Origin of the sequence: Allgaiera indica, from assembly GCF_900106675.1 — a bacterium.
Taxonomy (GTDB): domain Bacteria; phylum Pseudomonadota; class Alphaproteobacteria; order Rhodobacterales; family Rhodobacteraceae; genus Acidimangrovimonas; species Acidimangrovimonas indica.
Map to the genome: position 1 here is coordinate 1 of NZ_FNOB01000026.1, position 17676 is coordinate 17676.

20 protein-coding genes, 1 tRNA gene and 1 pseudogene are annotated in these 17676 nt (G+C 66.8%); 2 read left to right on the top strand and 20 right to left on the bottom strand.

Features of this window, described 5'->3' with window-relative positions:
• The first annotated feature begins 46 nt into the window (after positions 1 to 46).
• Positions 47 to 123, top strand: a tRNA-Met gene (locus tag BLV97_RS17405).
• 162 nt (positions 124 to 285) lie between these two features.
• Positions 286 to 1008 carry a hypothetical protein gene (locus BLV97_RS17410; protein WP_035838785.1) on the top strand — a complete coding sequence of 241 codons (723 nt, stop codon included), beginning with the start codon at positions 286 to 288 and terminating at the stop codon, positions 1006 to 1008.
• Between the two features lie 54 nt (positions 1009 to 1062).
• On the opposite strand, the gene BLV97_RS21270 is transcribed toward BLV97_RS17410, so the two are convergent.
• The 20 genes and pseudogenes from BLV97_RS21270 to BLV97_RS17495 form a co-directional block, all read right to left on the bottom strand.
• Positions 1063 to 1578 carry a hypothetical protein gene (locus BLV97_RS21270; protein ID WP_160169146.1) on the bottom strand — a complete coding sequence of 172 codons (516 nt, stop codon included), beginning with the start codon at positions 1576 to 1578 and terminating at the stop codon, positions 1063 to 1065.
• Positions 1579 to 1702: 124 nt separating this feature from the next.
• Positions 1703 to 1882: pseudogene (locus BLV97_RS22015) on the bottom strand (hypothetical protein); the annotation flags it as partial.
• Positions 1806 to 2102, bottom strand: a complete 297-nt coding sequence (locus tag BLV97_RS17420; RefSeq protein ID WP_035838791.1) for a hypothetical protein — start codon at positions 2100 to 2102, stop codon at positions 1806 to 1808. The gene BLV97_RS17420 and the pseudogene BLV97_RS22015, both read right to left, overlap by 77 nt.
• Positions 2099 to 2659, bottom strand: coding sequence for a lysozyme (locus BLV97_RS17425; RefSeq protein WP_143037575.1), 561 nt, complete (start codon positions 2657 to 2659; stop codon positions 2099 to 2101). Before BLV97_RS17425 ends, BLV97_RS17420 begins: the two co-directional genes overlap by 4 nt.
• On the bottom strand, positions 2656 to 2838 hold the full coding sequence (locus tag BLV97_RS17430; protein ID WP_035838794.1) for a hypothetical protein: 183 nt from the start codon (positions 2836 to 2838) through the stop codon (positions 2656 to 2658). Before BLV97_RS17430 ends, BLV97_RS17425 begins: the two co-directional genes overlap by 4 nt.
• Entirely contained in the window at positions 2835 to 3203 is a 369-nt protein-coding gene (locus BLV97_RS17435; RefSeq protein WP_051645876.1) for a hypothetical protein, read from the bottom strand. Before BLV97_RS17435 ends, BLV97_RS17430 begins: the two co-directional genes overlap by 4 nt.
• A gap of 12 nt (positions 3204 to 3215) precedes the next feature.
• Positions 3216 to 3962 carry a DUF2793 domain-containing protein gene (locus BLV97_RS17440; RefSeq protein ID WP_035838797.1) on the bottom strand — a complete coding sequence of 249 codons (747 nt, stop codon included), beginning with the start codon at positions 3960 to 3962 and terminating at the stop codon, positions 3216 to 3218.
• An 11-nt stretch (positions 3963 to 3973) separates the two neighbouring features.
• Positions 3974 to 7921, bottom strand: a complete 3948-nt coding sequence (locus tag BLV97_RS17445) for a baseplate multidomain protein megatron (RefSeq protein WP_035838800.1) — start codon at positions 7919 to 7921, stop codon at positions 3974 to 3976.
• On the bottom strand, positions 7921 to 8361 hold the full coding sequence (locus BLV97_RS17450) for an NlpC/P60 family protein (RefSeq protein ID WP_035838817.1): 441 nt from the start codon (positions 8359 to 8361) through the stop codon (positions 7921 to 7923). The genes BLV97_RS17445 and BLV97_RS17450 overlap by 1 nt, the downstream gene beginning before the upstream one ends.
• 5 nt (positions 8362 to 8366) lie before the next feature.
• A complete protein-coding gene (locus BLV97_RS17455; RefSeq protein WP_035838803.1) occupies positions 8367 to 9251 on the bottom strand; it encodes a DUF2163 domain-containing protein in 885 nt (294 codons plus the stop codon).
• On the bottom strand, positions 9248 to 9568 hold the full coding sequence (locus tag BLV97_RS20915) for a hypothetical protein (RefSeq protein ID WP_143037576.1): 321 nt from the start codon (positions 9566 to 9568) through the stop codon (positions 9248 to 9250). The genes BLV97_RS17455 and BLV97_RS20915 overlap by 4 nt, the downstream gene beginning before the upstream one ends.
• A complete protein-coding gene (locus BLV97_RS17460) occupies positions 9565 to 10191 on the bottom strand; it encodes a DUF2460 domain-containing protein (RefSeq protein ID WP_035838804.1) in 627 nt (208 codons plus the stop codon). Before BLV97_RS17460 ends, BLV97_RS20915 begins: the two co-directional genes overlap by 4 nt.
• A 61-nt stretch (positions 10192 to 10252) precedes the next feature.
• On the bottom strand, positions 10253 to 12649 hold the full coding sequence (locus BLV97_RS17465; RefSeq protein WP_035838806.1) for a phage tail tape measure C-terminal domain-containing protein: 2397 nt from the start codon (positions 12647 to 12649) through the stop codon (positions 10253 to 10255).
• A complete protein-coding gene (locus BLV97_RS21820) occupies positions 12642 to 12770 on the bottom strand; it encodes a DUF7697 family protein (RefSeq protein ID WP_280138214.1) in 129 nt (42 codons plus the stop codon). Before BLV97_RS21820 ends, BLV97_RS17465 begins: the two co-directional genes overlap by 8 nt.
• A 98-nt stretch (positions 12771 to 12868) precedes the next feature.
• Positions 12869 to 13306 (bottom strand): hypothetical protein, encoded by a 438-nt coding sequence (locus BLV97_RS17470; protein ID WP_035838808.1) that lies wholly within the window; start codon positions 13304 to 13306, stop codon positions 12869 to 12871.
• Positions 13306 to 14244, bottom strand: coding sequence for a phage tail tube protein (locus BLV97_RS17475; RefSeq protein ID WP_092164173.1), 939 nt, complete (start codon positions 14242 to 14244; stop codon positions 13306 to 13308). The genes BLV97_RS17470 and BLV97_RS17475 overlap by 1 nt, the downstream gene beginning before the upstream one ends.
• A gap of 24 nt (positions 14245 to 14268) precedes the next feature.
• Positions 14269 to 14691, bottom strand: a complete 423-nt coding sequence (locus BLV97_RS17480) for a hypothetical protein (RefSeq protein ID WP_035838826.1) — start codon at positions 14689 to 14691, stop codon at positions 14269 to 14271.
• Between the two features lie 208 nt (positions 14692 to 14899).
• Entirely contained in the window at positions 14900 to 16087 is a 1188-nt protein-coding gene (locus BLV97_RS17485) for an FAD-dependent oxidoreductase (RefSeq protein ID WP_035838829.1), read from the bottom strand.
• A gap of 3 nt (positions 16088 to 16090) precedes the next feature.
• Positions 16091 to 16747 carry a TetR/AcrR family transcriptional regulator gene (locus tag BLV97_RS17490; RefSeq protein WP_035838832.1) on the bottom strand — a complete coding sequence of 219 codons (657 nt, stop codon included), beginning with the start codon at positions 16745 to 16747 and terminating at the stop codon, positions 16091 to 16093.
• A gap of 1 nt (position 16748) precedes the next feature.
• Positions 16749 to 17309 carry a VOC family protein gene (locus tag BLV97_RS17495; RefSeq protein WP_035838835.1) on the bottom strand — a complete coding sequence of 187 codons (561 nt, stop codon included), beginning with the start codon at positions 17307 to 17309 and terminating at the stop codon, positions 16749 to 16751.
• Positions 17310 to 17676: the final 367 nt, after the last annotated feature.

The window sequence follows — 17676 nt, forward strand, 5'->3', positions numbered from 1 at the left end:
AAAACGATGAACAAACCCTGCAACCAGAACTTCCGCAGGGTACGGTCGCGGGGTGGAGCAGCCCGGTAGCTCGTCAGGCTCATAACCTGAAGGTCGTAGGTTCAAATCCTACCCCCGCAACCAAATATTCCAACCTTTACAAATGGTTAGAATCCGACAAAAACACTTGTGTATAGGCGCTCGCGGTTTACCTCAACGCCACCTCAACGTTTACCGAGTCCCCCTGTAACCCAGGGGGCTTTTTGCGTTCTGGCCTCGCGAAAAGCCTTGTGGCAGCATCGCGCCATGATCGCGTTCCGCCCCCTTGCCGATGACCATCCCGACCTCGCGCATTCGCCCCTGCTGCGCGCGGCGCTTCTGACGCTGCAGTATGCGCAGGAGCACGGGGCCATCGGTTTGACGCAGACAAAGGCGTTCAAGCGCGTCTTCGTTCATTGGGCCGTCGAGAACTTCGCCTGGCCCGGGAAGAGCGCCGAGGAGATGTTCCGCTACAACAAGGTCATCAATGAATACGAATTCCCGCCGCTTGAAGTGCTGCACTATCTTCTGATCACCTTGCGGCTGGGACGCCACTTCAAGGGCGAGTTCCGACTGACGAAGCGCGGTGCAGACCTTGTGCAATCGCCGGGGCGGCTGTTCGCCGAGCTCATTCCCTTTTTCGTGCTCCAGATCGACCATGCCTCCTATGCACGGCTCAACGAGCGTCCCTTTGGGAAATGGGACGTCTGGATGAACGTCATCAATGTCGAGGCCGACCACGGCACCACCGAGAGAGCGCTGTTCGCAGCGTTCTATGGCGAAGGCCCCGACTGGGATAACGCCGGGTGGCGGGACATGGCCGCGTTCTCCTCTTGTGTCCTTCGCCCGCTTGAATGGGCCGGTCTGCTTGTGCAGACCGCTGAAGACAGCGGAGGCAACTCTCTGCACCATGTGTTCAAGACGCCGCTCTGGCGCAGTGCCTTGAAGCTGGATACCGACGGAATGCTGCAGCCAATTCGGGTTCAGTAAGCCATTTCCGCACCCCGCCCTTTGATGCGGGGCGATCACCCTTCTGGAGCTTGATCAGAGCGTGTCGAAAAAGAGCCCCCCCGAAATCTGACGCCCGGACTTTGTCAGCGCCTCCAACGCGAAATGCTCGAGGCTTGCCGCGAGGTCGCGGAAAGGAATGGACTGGCCGTCGACGACAAAGGCCTGAGCAATATCGACCTCCGCTGGGGCTTCGAAGTTGCCTTCAGAGTTTCCATCCCACTTTCGGATGGACGCACGCTGGACCCGGAGCAGCTTCGGTTTGAGGCGCTCGCCGAAGCCTTCGGCCTTTCGCCCGGTGATTTTGGACGGGAGTTCAGCACCGGTCGCGAAACTTTCAGGATCACCGGCATAGACCCACGGCGGCCAAAGTATCCCGTCTCCGCGGAGCGGGTGCCCGATCGGCAAGGCTTCAAGTTCACCGCCGAGCAGGTGGCGGTTCTTTTGCAGCCCCGAATGAAGGACGTGACGCCGCGCGGGTAACCCGCGCACTTTGCGTCGCTGACGGATCAAAACTGCCGCTTGGCTCTGGCTTGCGCTGCGCGGCGGCATTCCCAAAAGCTCCCGTAAAAGCCTCGAACGGGCGCCACCGATGCCAAATCGGTCTGGTTATTCTTCCCCAGTTTGCCAACCCGTTCAGCTGATCGCCGCAGGCGCGCAGCGCGCTTCGGTCGCGGCCCCAGGCGCGTTCGACTTCGCTTTGGGTCAGGGCCCGCGCCGGCAGCGCCTGAGGCCGGGCGCAGGGTGCTGTCAGCGACGGCGGCGGAGCGGTGGTGACGTCAGCGACGGTTGAGCCGCAGGACGCTAGCAGCAGGCAGGCAAGTATCAGTGGCGGAAGGGTCGGCATTGGCTGCATCCTCCAGTTTCCGCGCCAGCGCGTCGGCGCGCTGCAGGGCGCCAAGTCGCGCCGCTTCGGTCATTCTGCCGGCCTCGGCCAGCGCATCGGCGCGCGCCCGCTCTGCCACCATGGCTTGCGCCTGTTGGCCGGCGGCGTAGCCCGCGCCATAGTGCCAGCCGCTGGCGAAGGCCGCGCCGAGGGCCAGCACGGCGGCAAGGCTCAGGCGTGGGTCAATCATTCCGAACGGACCCTCAGCTGCGCCATCAACGCGTCGCGCTCCATCCTGCGAAGGACCGGGCCGAGCCCGCCTTTGCCATCGGTGCGATAAACCGGGATTGGCGCTGTTCCATAGTCGGCGTGGTCGAACATCGCGATTTCGGCCTCACGACGGTCACGGATTTCCGGCGGCTTGAGCCAGCCGAGAAAGTGGCGCGACGGGTTGTCGGCGCGCGCATTGATCGCCCGCGTCAGCATCGCCCTGTAAATCCCGCCGGTGTTGAAGTCGAAGTCCACCAGCGCGTCGAACGCGTGCTGCTCCAGCGCGACCGTGACCGCGCGGTTCACGCGCGTCTCGCAGATCGCCAGGTCGGCGCGGAACTGCGCGAGGATCCTCCGCAGCGCGCGGCCCTCGTCGGAAGGCATCGCCAGATCGACCTTGACCGGATCGATCCCTCCGGCCGCCGCGGTGTGCCCGATGCCCCAGGTCAGAACGCCCCCGCTGTCGCGGTAGGGCGCCAGCACCAGCCCCTCGAAATGGGCGGTGGCGAGCAGCCCTGCGTCGCTCATTCGCATCATGGCCCATCTCCGCTGGTGATGGGTGGGGTCCGATGGTCAGAAACGAACTCGGTCATTGCCGCATGCCCGACAACAATCAGGACAGCGATCACGGCGCCGACGCGCATCCGGTGCATGAAGTCGCGTGCCGCCGACCCGGGCAACTGGCGCAGCGCGCGTGGGTTCAGGCGCCGCATCATTGGTCGCCCCCGTCCGGCTCGCCCGGCAGGCGACCGCCAGTGATCCGTTGCAGAACGAGGCTGAACAGCGCCGGGCCGAACACGCCGGTCAGGTAGCTGATGCTTGACCCCGCACCGATCGCCGCGACCATCTCGCCGGGCAGGCCCAGCCACGCGACAAGAATGGCGCCCGCACCGGACCCCATGCCGGCCGCCGCCAGGGCCCCGATCACCACCTGCCGGATTGCGTTTGCCAGCGACACCCGCACCACCAATGCCGATGTCGCGCCGCCGGCTGCCCCCCATGCTGCTGCGGCGAGCACCGCCGATCCGGCGGCGGCCGTCAACAGATCGCCCCACAGTGACGTGCTTTCCGGTTGCATCATGTGATCTCTCCTTCACGATTGCGGCGCAGCGGGACGCAGGTAGTGCAGCGCAATGCGCACGGCGCCGCCGGTGAAGGCGCCACCATTCGCGGTCAGCACCACCGGTGTCGGCGCATAAAAGGCCTGCGGGCCGATCACGCCGACATTGGTGCTGCCCGCCGCCGCCCCCAGCGCGCCGCCGAACTTCGAGGGCTCGCCGGAAATGCCGCAGTCGTAGGACGTGGCCCCGGTGATCGCGGTGACGGTGCGGGCCGAGACGCCAAGCAGGATCGCTCGGTCCGGGATGGTGACGCCCGATGTGGCGGTGGCCCCGCTCAGGCTTGAGAGCAGGTCTTCGACCGCCGCCACGTTGACCGCGCTGCCCTGCGCGCCCTCGGCCAGCCGGGTGTCTGCGCCAAGGCTGACTAGGCCCAGAGCCGTCGCCAGTGGCTGCCAGCCGGCTCCGGTCCAGATCACCATTGCGGCCTCGGTCTCGACCCACGCGCACCAGCCGAGGTGCGGGATCAGGCGCACCCAGGCGCCGCCGACAAATTGTGCCACGCCGCCGTCCCAGCCTGACCAGGCACCGGTGGCGGCGGCGCCGACGATGTAGCGATCGCCCTCGGCCGGGCCGCCCGGTGGTGTCGTGGTGCCATTGGCCTTGACCGCCAGTTGCACCAGAGCGTCCAATCGATCGAGGCTCTCGTTGACGGTGACGTGCTTTTGCGCCTGCGCCGCCAGGAGATAGGGCAGCATCAGGTGGGGGGTGAGGTCTGACATGGCGCCTGCTTTCAGAAGGTGAGGAGCGTGGTTTGCGGCGTGCCGCGCCCGAAGGACTGCGAGATCTGGAAGATGCGGATCGCCAGCGTGTCACCCGGCCCCAGAGCCGCGCCCCAATCGGTGGTCTGCTGGGCGGCGGTGTAGAGGGCCGACGTTGTGGCAACTGTCAGGGTTCGCTTGACGGATGCCCCGTCGAGTATCTCGACCGCATAGGCCTCGGCCTCCTCAGCCAGTGGCACCTCGACCGCCGCCCAGCTGTCAGCGGCCAGTGCCCGCGACCGTCGCACCCAACTGAGGGTCAGATCGCCGGGCGTTCCTGCTGTGCGCCATGGCTGCGCGATGTGCCCGACCGAGAACGGTCGCAGCCCGATGCCGGAGGGCGTGAAGGCGGCGGCGCGGTAGCTCGCGTCGCTGACCGGGCGCTGCGCGGGGCCGACGCGCCAGTTCCACGGGCTGCCGACGTCACCGGCGGCGATCGGCAGCGCTGTCAGCGCGGAGTCCACCACCACCACCCTTGCCCCGGTCCGCACCGGATTGCCGATCGCGAATTCGGTGCCGCGCTGGCCGCGGAGCAGCCGGGTCAGCCGGTAGCGGCCCGCCGAGACCAGTTCGGCGCTGCCCGCTTGCAACAGCTCCCATTGGCCGGGGGCGGTTTCCACCGCCAGCAGATTGGCCCCGGCGAACAGCGCCAGATCGGTCACGCTGACCAGCGCGCCGCTGGCGAGATCGACCAGCACTTCATTGCCCAGATCAAACCGGCTGGTCGGGCCCGCAGGAAGATCAGCCGCCAGCACCCCGACAGATGCCCGCGACTGAGACGTGGTCAGCAGGCTGAAGCCGTCCAGTGCCGGACTGCGGAACACCGCCACTTGCCCCGGCCATGGCTGGGCATCGGCGGCAATCAGCGGCTGGTGCGCGGGCGTGCTGTCGCGCAGCTGCGGCAGATCGAGAAACAGCACATCAGGCGCGCCGAAACTGACCGGACGGGCCAGCGTGGCGGCGCGGGCGGTGCCGGGTGGCAAATCATAGAGTGCGCGATCCTGCCGTTGTGCCTCGATGCTGCGTGCCCCGGCGTCGCCCACCGAGATCAGCCGCAATTCGGTCAGCCGTCCGTCATGGTCGAGATGGATCACGTCAGTGGGGTCGAGCGCCAGCATCGACGGCGGCAGTTTGAACACCGCCCCCTCGCGCCCGGCCCAGGCTTCCATCAGCGCCCGGCGGCAGCAGCGCTCGGCCGCTTCCGGCGCCACCGCAACCGGGAAGGATTGAGAGGCGACCCGGGCGGCCGAGACGGTGGTGCGCTGCGCCTCGACGATGACGGCATCGTAATCCGCATCGGCGCGGGCGATCGACCATTTCAGGGCCTGCGGCAGTTCGGTTTCCTGGCCGCGCGTCAGTTCCATCACCTCGCCCGGCGCCGCGGCAACCATCGCATCCGGCGTGATCGTCGCCACCGCACCTTGGCCGCGCATCACGAACCGGATCGCGCCTTCGCTTTCCACCGCATCAAAGCCGAAGTGCTGCGCCAGCATCGCGATCGAGGTGCGCGGGCTTTCCAGTGCGGTAATCACGGTGCCCTCGAGCGCACCCCAGAGACCGGAGACATCGATCCGGCTCTCCTCCAGCCCGGCGCGCAGGCAAAGATGGCGCACGAGGGCGGCCAGTGACACCGCCCCCAGCCGCCCGGTCAGCCAATGGCCAAGCCGCCAGTTCGGCCCGTCCGACCAGATATCGCTCAGTTGCGGAAAGAACGGAAAGGGCCGCGCGTCCCAGGTCCAGACCGCGCAATCGGCCAGGTTCACCATCGCGGCCGCGTAGAGCGTCGAGACCGGGTTGTGGGCGACATCGCCCCAATACAGATAGGTCGCTTCCAGACAGGCGCGCTGGATCGCATCATCGCGCCAGCCGCGCGAATGATAGGGCACAGCGCTTTCCGATGACTTCGGATCGAAAAACACGTTCGGCTGGTTGGTGCCGCGATCGACGGCCGGGCAGCCGATTTCCGTGAACCAGAACGGTTTTGATTGCGGCACCCAGGCGGTCGGCGCCCCGCTTTCCACCCCGGCTGGCCGGTTGATATGCGGGTTGGACCACCAGCCCCACAGATCCTTGGGGCGGAACACCCAGGGCTTGTCATAGGCGCCGTCGGTGATCGGGGTCCGGGTCTGGCTGTCTCGGTCGGCCGGGCTGGCGTAGAACCAGTCAAAGCCCTCGCCGCCCGCGATGTTCGCTTGCAGATAGGCCCGGTCGTAGATCGAGGGTGCCATGGCGGCATCGAGGTGATCCCAGTCGTCGCGCCAGTCCGAGAGCGGCATGTAGTTGTCGATGCCGATAAAATCGATATTGGCATCCGCCCAGAGCGGGTCGAGGTGAAACAACACGTCGCCCGAGCCATCAGGCGGCTGGTGGCCGAAATACTCCGACCAGTCGCCTGCATAGCCGATCCTGGTGCCGGTCCCCAGAATGCTGCGCACATCCGCAGCCAGCGCCTGCAACGCCGCAACCGTCGGATAGGTGGAGGCGTCAGAACGGATGGTGGTCAGGCCGACCATTTCCGAGCCGATCAGGAAGGCATCGACACCGCCCGCCGCCGCGCAGAGGTGGGCGTAATGCAGGATCATCCGGCGAAAGCCCCAATCGGTGCCGCCGGTCCAGGACACGGTAGCGCCGGAAACCACGAAGTCCGCGGGCGAAGCGGTGCCGAAGAACGCCGCGACCTGCGCCGCGGCCGTGGCAGTCTTGTCCACCGTGCCGGCAGCGCCCGCCGCGGGGGAACAGGTGATCCGCCCGCGCCACGGCAAGGCCGGCTGTCCGACCCCGGCGGCATGGTCGGACCAGGGGTCCGGCAGGGTGTTGCCAGGCGGCACGTCCATCAGCAGGAACGGATAAAGGGTGACCCGCAGCCCGCGCGCCTTCATCTCCTGGATCGCCTGCACCACCGAGAAATCCGCAGGCGTGCCGCCATAGACCGGCCGATCCCCGGTGTCTCGGCTGACCAGATGGGCACCGGCGCGGCCGACGCCGTTCACCGACCAGTTGGCGGGCGCGGTGGTCTTCGCCGCGACCTCGACCTTCGGGCGCATGGTGCAATTGCCCGCGCGCAGATCATCGCCGAACCACGCCACCACCAGCGACACGCTGCCGACCGCGGGGGCCAGCGCTTCCAGCCGGTCGAGCGACACCACCATGTCCGGGGTGTCGGCCAGTGCATTGACGTTCTCGCCGGATGTCACCCCGGCGTCGGTCTTCCTGACCACTTCGGTCGCATAGGCAAACTCGCCCGCGGCCGGAATCATTGTCACCGCCTGCACCAAGCCCTCGGCGGTATCGGCATCGGCCAGCGGCGCGAACACTTCGATCGAGAGCTGCGGCAGCCGGTTGCCGAAGGCGGTCAGGTCCAATTCCTCGAACACCACATAGGCCAAACCGCGATAGGCCGGGGCCACCCCCATTCTGGCTGCGATGAACGGATCAGCTGTCTGGCTCTCGGTACCCGGATACCAGCGCCAGGTGACGCCGGTCATATCCATCGGTTTGCCATCCGCCCAAATCCGCCCGATGCCGGTGATCGGGCCTTCGCTCAGGCCGAGCGCAAACGAGGCGGTATAGACGTATTCGGTGGTGGTGACCTTTGGTCCGCCGCCCTTGCCGCCGGCGCGCGTCACGTTGCGGGTTTCGGTAAAGTCGGTCGCCCAGATGACATTGCCGCCAAGCCGCATCCGGCCATAGAGGCGCGGCACCACCGCGCCCTCGGTCGAAGAGGTGATCCGCAAGCTGTCGAGCCGTGCGCCTTCAATGCGCTGACCCGGCGCCAGGGACGCCACCAACGACGAATCGATCACCGATCCGACGGTGGAGCCGATCATGCCGCCGATGGCCGCACCGGACAGACCAAGGATGGTGCCGCCGAACCCGGCCCCGAGCGAGGTGCCGATTGCACCGAGAACCAACGATGCCATTACGGCCTCCGTTCGGGAAAGCGGAAGGCAAAGGCGATGCGCCGCCGCCATGCGGTGCTCAGGGGCTCGTCGATCACCCCGATCCGGTCACTGGCATGGATGAACTGGCCGTTCGGCATCATGATGCCGCAGTGTTTTGCCACCGCCCCGGCAATCATCCGGAACAGCAGCACGTCGCCGGTGCGCACCTCTGCAATGGTGATCTCGATCATCGCGGCGCGGGCGGCCTCACACAGCACTTCACGCGATCCGGTCTCGCCCCAATCGCGGCTGTAGGGCGGCACCGGCCCGGTCAATTCCAGCGGCTCGGGACCGATCACCTCGCGCCAGACCCCGCGCAGCAGCCCCAGGCAATCGCAACCGACGCCCTTGAGGCTGGCCTGGTCATGGTAGGGCGTGCCGATCCAGCCCCGTGCCGCGCGGGCAATGCGGGCGGGCATGATGCTCACAGCACCGTCCCCTGATTGGCGTCGCCAGCGGCAGCATAGCGCAGCACCGCATCTTGACCGGGGATGTCCGGAAAGCCGCGGAAATTGACCGCATTGGCGAAACGGTCGCGGCAGGTTTCCAGCCGCTTGTCGCAGCCCGCCCGGATCACGAAGCTATCCACCACGGTCAGCGCCCGCACCGGCACTTCCAGCAGGGTGATGGTGACGACGCCGGCCGCGAGATCATGCAGCATCACCTCCGCCCGCCGCCCGGCATTGGCCCCCGAGGTCCATTCCACCGTGCCGGCCGCAAACCAGCCGGTGGCAAAAGCCGCGAGGCCGGATGCGACAAACCCCCGATCCCGCACCAACGCGGTCACCGCGCCGCCGCCCCGATATGCCGGGGCTTCGAGGTCGATCCCGCAGCGCGCATCGCCCAGTGCTGCATCGCAACTGGCCTGATAGGCCCGCCCGACCGTCTGGCCCAGCAGATGCGCCAAGCTGCGCACTTCGGCAACGAACGCCATCCGCCCGCGCCTGATCTGGCCCACCGCGCCGTGGCGCAGCAGCACCCGCTGCGACGTGTCGGCCCAGTTGACCCGCCACAGATCGACTTGCGCCGCGTCCCAACGGCCATCGGCGATGTCGGTCTCGGTGATCCGGGTCGAGGTCAGCACGCCCTCCGCGTCCTGCGCATCCACCGACAGGTCCGACCCGGCGCGAATCTCCGAAGCGACAAACCCGCTTTCCGGCTCGTAGTCCACGCCGCCGAACGTCAGGACGCGGTCGTGGTCGGTAAAGCCGAACACCACCCCATCGGCGCGGGAAATGGTCCAGCACCAGGACAGGGTGGTGGTGGCCTCAATGAGATGGGCCTGCAGTGCCGGGGAGAGGGATTTCATGAAGTTTCCTTGATATTACAGGCACGGCAAGCCATCCTGAAAGCCGGAGTGAGTTGCCCGAGGCAGGTGGAATGATGGCGCAGGATGTCCCAGGCGAAGCCGGACCCGATACAGAGGCCGGGGAATCGCGTCGGCTTGATTGCAACCATCTGGTTGTGGATGTTGTAACCTTTGAAGCGTTTCTGGCGGCATTGAGGGAAGACAAGCCACCAAATGATCGGCTCTTGACCTTGATCCGTACTCCACCCCCTTGGATCGAGTGACGGCTGCCCGATCTGCGCAGACGCAGTCCGAGCCCAACTGAACAGCACCCTCATCGCCGGATCTCCAGCAGCGGGATGGAGGTGATCGACCCGAGCCGCTCGAGATCGAGGGTGACGTCGAGCGTGTCGCTGTCAAAGCGCACCGGCACATCGAACTCGAAGCCCGCGGTGATCGCGACGCCCGCGTCGGGGGCGGTGGTGAAGGTGACGCTGCCGGTGGTGGTGTCGACGCTCCAGCCCGACATCTGCTCGGCCCCGTTCATGGCGATACGAACGCTGCCCCCAACCGGCTTGGCAATGGCGCGGGTCCAGCCTTGCGCGCCGGAGGTGTAGCGCTTCAGCAGGGCGAAAGCCGCGACAGCACCATTTCCGGTGCCGATGGGCTGGTCGGTCGGGGCGGCAGCTTGCGACGGCAGGCAGGATTTATAGTCGGCCCAGTCCTTGAACCGGAAGCCGTGTAGGCGACCGTTCCGCGCTTCGAAGAAGGCCACGACCGCCGCCAGATCGTCAGCGCGGCGGATGCCGTAGGCCACGTCATAGCGCCGCCGGGAATTGGCCCAACTGGCGTTGCGCTCTTCGTCGCCGCTCGCCAGTTCCACAATCTGGGTACGCCGCTCCGGCCCGCCGCGCGCGCCTCGGCTGATGTTGTCCGGGAAGCGGACCTCGTGAAACGCCATCAGGTCTCTCCCCTGTTCGTGCTCTGGTCCCCGCAACCGGTCCCCACTTGCGGGGGCGCACTCACATGCCCCTCCGGCCCAGCGCGACCGCGCGGGCAATGTCCGCCGCCACCTGCGTGCGCGACTGCCGAAAGCTCTCGGCGTCGCGGGTCTGGATGTTGACGGTCACACCACCGCCGATGCCGTAGTCTCGGGTTTCGCGGCGCGACAGCACCCGCTCGCCTTTTTGCAGGATCGCCGGCACTTCGTCCGGACGCAGGCCGGCGAGCCCGCCCGCATGCATGCGCGGGGCGCCGGCGAAGGCCATCACCGGCACCTGGCGCATCGGCGCGGCGCCGCCCACCATCCCGCCCGCGTGATGCACCGCCGCGCCGCCGATGTTGGCGAAGAGATCGCCGCCGGAGACCAGGCTGAGCGCGCCATCGAGGGCATTGGCGATCGGGCCGAGGATGAACTTGCGGGCCGAGACCCTGGCAAGATCGGCCAGGATCGAGGTCACCAGGTCGGAAAAGCCGAACTTGCCGGTCTTCACGAAGGCGGCAAAGGCCTCCTCGGCGCTCTGGAATGCCCCGACAAGGCTGGTCCCGATCTGCGCCCCGAGATCGCGGGTGCTGGCGGCATAGTCGGCCAGTGCCTGCGTCGCTGCAGCCCAGCCGGTTGTGGTCGCCGCGGCCGCGACCGTCGCGGCCTTGCCCGCGCCTCCCGATGCCGTGGTCACCTTTGCCAGCGCTGCCAGCCGTTTCTGTTCCTCGGCCTGCAGCTTCTGCTCTTCGGCGAAGAGCCGCACCTTCTGGTCGATCGCGTCCTGCACGAAGCGCCGCTGACCATCCTGCAGGGTTTCCAGCGGTGGCAGGGAGGCCACCAGTTCCGCGCGATATTTCGCGATCGACGCTGCTGCCGCATCACCGCCGCCGGAGAGCGTCGCCAGACTGGCCTTGATACCGGCGATCTTCCCTTCGGCGCCGGTCAGAGCGCTCGGCAGACCAGACAGGAATGTCGAGAGCGCCGAGGCCTGACCGACGGCGCCGCCCAGCGCCCCGGCGAGGCTCCCCGCCGCACCGGTGGCCAGCACCAGCGGCGCGGCCGGGTCGGCGTCTTCAAGCTCCTTCAGGTGGGCGCGCGCGGCAGCCAGTTCATCCTGCAACCTGGCGACGGCATCGGCCGCGTCGCGCATCTCGCGCGCCGCCATGTCGTTGGCGAAGGCCCCGGCAGTGAAGCCATCCGGAACGCGCGCCTGCGCTTCGGCCTGTGCGGCGCGCAGCATCGCCAGCGAGGCCTCGGCGGTGGCGAGTTTTGCCGCCGCTTCCTTGAGATAGGCTTGCGTCGAGGCGATGGCTTCGGCGCGAGCATTTGGGCCGCCGACCTGGGCATAGATGTCCAGGGCCGCGGTCATCCGCGCCTGCGCCGCCGTGGACGCGTCGGCGGCCTCGCCAAAGAGGTTCATCCGATACGCCAACTCGCCGACGCCGACGATCAACAGGCCCCAACCGGTGCGGATCATCGCCGTCTTGACCGCCTCCAGCCCCAGCGTGACGCCCTTGAGACCGAGCGCAGCCGTCCCCATTGCCCAGACGAACTTTCCCGTAAAGAACGCGGCAAAGGATGCAGCAATGCTGGCCATTTCGCCGAGGTGGTCGCCGAGAAAGCTGATGCTCCTCTGAAACACCCCGCCGACCCGCGTGGCGCGTGCCATGGCGTTGGACACCGCCTCGAGCGACGGCGCCACGGCGGCGGTCAGCTGATTGGCAAGGCCGGTCCAGACCAGCCCCAACCGCGAGATCGCGTCATTGGTGCGCTGAATCTGTGCTGCATCTGCTTCGCTGGTCGCAACCCCGAAGTCGCGCACATCCGTTGTCGCCTGGCGCAGCGTGGCGCTGTCGATCCGCGAGAAGGTCACCGAGGCACGGTCGCCAAAGAGCTGCGAGGCGACCGCCGCGCGCTGCGCCTCGGGCACATATTTCGCCAGCGCGTCCTGGATGGCGGCGATGCGCGCATCAAGCGGCAACTTCTGCAAGGCCTCCGCCGTCAGGTGCAGCCGCTTGAGCGCATTGACCGCCGGTCCGGTGCCGGACGCTGCCTGGCTCAGCCTCTTGGTCAGCTGAACCATGGCCTGCTCGATTTCGCCCATCGAGACCCCGGCCAGTCCACCCGCGCGCTCGAGTACCTGCATGCTGGCCACGGTGGTGCCGAGCGAGGCCGCGAGCTTGGCCTGCACGTCGATGGTCTGCAGTCCGGACTTCACCATTGCCACGCCGCCGGCCACCGCCGCGGCGGCAGCGGCGGCGAATGCCAATTTGGCGGCCCGGGCGAAGGCGGCGAGCCTGGCATTCGCCGCCTCCGCTTCCTTTGACACCCGACCCAAGCCCCTGGCGCCGGCATCGCCGATGCCCTCCATTTCGGCGCGGACGGCGCGGCCGCCCTCCGCCGCGAGACGGACCGATACCCTCTTTTCAGCCATTGTCGTCTCCGATTTGCGCGTTGATCCGGCGCACCATCACCGCCTCGATTTCCGGCAACAGGTCGGCGGCGACGAAGGCATTGACGCCCAGCGCCGCGGCCAGGCTCAGGGCCGCCCCCATGTCCCAGCCGATGACGGCGCGCGGCGCGAGGCGCAGCTGGCCGCCGAGCTTGCCGACCAGGCCCCAGACCTGCTGCCCTTCCAGCGTCAGCGGCTGGTTTATCCGCGCCGGGCAGTCTTCGCAGGTTTGCGCGCAGGCCTCGCAGTAGCTGGCGCCCCCGCCGAAGTGCCAGTCGGCGAGGGCGCAGAGCCGTTTTTTTCCTGCTCCAGCAACATGCCGGGCCCGACATACTGGATCTGGAACGCCTCGAAGATCGGCCAGATATCGAGGAGCGCGTCGATGCTTTCCGGTGTCAGCGCCACCGGGGTGCCGTCGGCATCGCCGACACCCTCCCAATCGAGCACCACGCGCCGGGCGATGGCCTTGGCACCGGCCATCGACAACGCGTCCGCGCTGGCATCGTCGGGCAGACCGGCCGCGCCGATATCGGCCCGCGCCGCCAGCATCACGCTGGTCGAGAGCGGCACCACGAAGAGCCGCACGCCGGGCGCGAGGGTCAGCCAATCCGGCCCGGGGGCTATGTCGAGCCGCAGCATCAATAGGCTCCCGTGTTGTTGACCAGCACCACCGTGCACATCCGCCCGGCCGTGGCATCGAGCGCCGCCTGCCAGTCGAACGAGGCCTGCACCCCCTGCGGGCCCTGAACCTCGATCCGGGGCCGTGGCAGGTAGACTGCGTGCGCCGTGACGGTCAGGCTTTCGCCCGAGCCGAGCGCGTAGCTGAACTCCAGCTCGGCCGCCGTACCGTTGATGGCTTGCGTCACCAGCGTGCTGTCGGCGAAGCGCACGTCGATCTTGCCGGTCAGGGACGCGATCGAGGGGTCGGCGCCGTCGATCTTGGCGTCCGAGCGGATGGTCTCGATCCGGTCGAGGTTGTTGGCATAGGTGAGATCGGCCGAGACGATGTTGCCGAGCGCCACCGCGTCGCGTTTGATCGCGCCGTTGAAATGGCCAAACCGCGTGAGCGTCAGCGCCGCGGGCGTGCCGGCGTTGGAGAGGGTGTCGACCGTCTCTCCCTGCGCCACCAGTGCGGCCTTGGCGGTCAAGAGGCCGGATCGCTGCATCTGCCACGACAACTGATCCAGAACGCAGCCCGAATACATCGCAAAGCGCGGCACCTCGGGCATGCCCACCTCGATCGACATGCTCGGCAGGGTCCAGCCGCCGGAGCGGAACTCGTGCGTGTACGGCCCGGTGCCGGTGGTGACCGGATCGCCGAACGCCGCCTTCAGCCAGAAGCCGAAGCCCTCGGCGTCGATCGGCACCACCACATCGCCGTCGGTGGTGATCGCGTCCTGCATCGGGGCCTGCGGGTCGCGGCCATAGCCCAGCAGTTCCGGGCTGAGCAGCGGCTGTGCTGCGGCCAGCGAGGTGCTGGCGAACGGCATCTGCGTGTAGCCGCTGACCGGCGGCGTGCCATAGATCGTCTCGAACGCAAGCGCCATCAGCGCCCGCGCCCCTTGTGCGCGTGCCATCTCGGTGTCCTTTCAAATGGTGGATCAGGCGAGCGGATCGCTCGTCGCGTAGTGCAGCACGATGGTGATGACCGCCGCTTTCAGCGCGGTCGCACCGTCAACAGGCAGGTCGACAGGTTCAGGCGCTTCCGCCTCGATCCAGTCGCAGAGCCCGCCCAGCGTGCGGTCCGTGGCCAGCACCGCGCCGATTTCGGCGGTGAGCGCGTCGAACAGCGCGTCGCGACCGTCGCCCGCCTGGATCACCACCTCAAGTTCCGCCCGGTGCTCGTAGAACCAGGTCAACGGCGACAGCGTGACCTCGGGCGCGCCCGGCGTGCCGTCGCGCAGGATGATCAGGCCGGCAGCGGGGATGCGCTCGGGCAGCACGTCGCCACGCAGTGCGGTGGCGGCAAGGGTTTGCAGCCGCGCGTGCAACGCGGTGAGGATGGCTTCTCGCGCGGTTGGCATGGGGAACCTGAGAGGGTTGAAAGGGGGCGTCCGGCGGTCGGGATGCGAAGTGATTGGCGGCTCGTCGCGGGCAGCGTTCGGCCATAGCGGGCGTTTGTTCGGCGAGCAGCGAAGGTCCGCAGCGAGCCCCTATTGCACAATGCTGCGTTGAGCACGAACGGCGTCGATGCGACGTGAGGACTTCTACGCGAGTGGTCGCAGGCGAGCGCTATGCGCCTTCCATGACTTTCGAGATATCCGCGATCATCCGGTCGAGCGAGTAAAACCGCATGAACTGATCGCGCAGCGCTGCGGTGGCCGGGTTGTTGACGAACATGTATTTAGCCAGCGTCCGCGAATTTCGCTGCGCAATCTCGACCCGGTGCCGTTGGCGCTTTTCATAAAGCGACAGCGCGAAGTTCAGATGATCCGTGTCGGCACGCGCAAGTTCATCTGCCAGCGCTGCAGCAGAATCCATCGCCATGGAGGCGCCAACCCCCGCAGTCGGCAGAAACGCCGCCGCCGCATCTCCCAGGAGCATCACCCGCCCGCGAGACCAGACGTTGGACCGAATATCGGACATCTGCCAGTAAACGGCCTCTACGCTGCGGTCGATCGCAGCAAGTGCATGTGCGAACGGCTTGGGCAAGCCTTTTGCAAGCATATGATCGGCATAGGCAAACGGGTCCATCCCGGCGATCTGAGCGTCGCGCCCGGCCAGAAATATTCCGCTGCGCCCCTTGACCGGATAAAGCCCGATCCCCCACCCAGCGGCCCATAGCTCGCGGTAGGTCTGCGCCTCGGACGCGGGCGTGTCCGTCCAGGCAACAAAACCACCCCAGCCGGTCTCATGGGGTTTGATCTCTTCCTCGCGCAGGATCAGGCTGCGGCTGTGGGAATGGATGCCATCGGCCAGAACGACGAGGTCATAGGCCCCCTGCGACCCGTCATCGAAGGTGATGCGCACCTGCGTCGTGTCCTGCGCGATGGCCTGGATGCTGGCGCCATAGCAGGTTGGCCCGGCAACCCCGCGCAGCAGCGAAAGCAGCGCGCCGCGCTCGATACCGCGATACAGGCCGAAACGACGGACAACCTCACTCACTGAATAGCGCTGTATTACCTGGCCGTGGCGATTGTGCAAAACGTAGTCGCGCATTGGCTGGCTGGCGTCGACATAGGCCTCTCGCAGCCCAAGCCCGCTGAGCACGCGCCCGCCCAGTGGCAGCAACCCAAGCATGTAGCCATTGGCGGCCTCGGTCCCGTAGCGCTCGATCATCGCCGCCGGTTCGCCGCGACGGCGCAAGAGCGCGCTGAGCGTTGCCCCGGCAATACCCGCGCCTACGATCAGAACCCTGAGGCGGGCACCCTGAAGCTGACGCTCCAAGGTGGCGGCGATGGTATCTGGCGTGGCAGTCATTTCTTACTCCTTTTCAGAAAGCTCGATTTTCGCCGGCTGGGCGGCGGCGCGGAACATCGCCACCACGGCCAGGTTCAAGTGGGCCATCTCGGCTGCGTCCAGCGCCGTCCAATTGGCGGCAAACCAGCGGTCCACCTCCAACACCATGGCAAAGAACAGGTCCATCATCAAATCGTCGGGCAAATCCGACCGTACCGCGCCAAGCGACTGGCCAAGCGTGATGAGTTCAGCGAACCGGTTGCGGATCGCCGCGCCGGTTTTGGCAAAGGCGGCGCGGGTCTGGGCGCTCTCATAAATTCCGATCGCCAGCGCCGCGAGCCGTGCATCGCCGTGCAAGACCTCGCTGATTCGCGCGACCAGTGCATTGACTCGCGTCCAGAAGGCTTGCGGGTCGTCCGCAGCGCCGAACTCGAAATCCATCGCCAACACCAGCCGCGCAAAGCCGCGTTCCAGAACGACCGCGTAGAGGTCGGCCTTGTCCGCGATGTAGTGATAAGCTTGGCCCTTGCTCATGCCCGCCTGGGTCAGGATCTGGTTGAGTGAGGCCCTGGCAAGCCCGTGTTCGGCGAATGCCGCTTCCGCCGGGTCCAGCAACTGCGCCCGGCGGTCCGGTGGCAAGGCATCAAGGCGCGCGCGCGGAATTTGCGGGGTGCGGGCCATCTCAGCGCGCGCTCCGGCGGCCCGGCAGCACTCGCATCGCTTCTTGCATGGCGGGATGGCGCCATTCCGGATGTACGTCCTGCTCCTGCTCCTGCTTCATGATGCGCTGGAAGCGCAGGTAGGCAGGCGGGCTTGGGAGGTGCGGTATATGCGCTAATTCCCAATGAATGCCGCTGATCGGATCGTTGAAAAATACGGCATAGTAACCGGGCGCATAGACAAAGTGGGCCGCCGGCGCCTCGGTCACGGGCACATTGTCGCGGATCAGGACTTCGCGGTGGAACGTTTCCACCTTCCGCGCGGATTTCGTCCAGAGCGCGATGTGATGAATGCCGGTGGCGCGCGCCGCGTGATCCAGCTTGCCGCCGCTCTGGGCGGGCTGGATGCTGATATAGCTGTGCGGGAATGGACACCGTTCCACGTAGTAGGTTGAGCGGGAACCGATATCGAGCGCCCAGAAGCCTTTGTACCCCAGCCAGCCGAACATGAGGTCGTAGAGGGCGACTGAGAGCTCATACTCCAGAACTGAAAACTCGACTTGATTGATCCTGCGCCAACGCATTGCTTGTCCTTCTCCAATCCGGTCAGCCGTGCCGAGAGATCGCTTAGACCATCGGTCTAAGGTAATAGACCGATGGTCTATGATTCGCAATCCTCTAACGCGAAACGGTCTTGATGTTTGATCGATCAATTGTGCGCTTCAACGTGTGCAGGTGACGTCCCAGCGTCCGCTGGCAAATAGTTCCAATGTGCCAAGACAGGTCATTCAGCCAAACGGGGTGAAAGCCGAAAAATCCGCATTCAGGACGCACGACAAAGAAAACGCAGCGCTCTCCGCCTGGCGGCAGCTTTGGGCCGGCCCCGTCGATCACGATGCCGGGAGCGCCCCGATTGGATCGCAGCGCTGCCGCATGGCGGCATGGAACCCA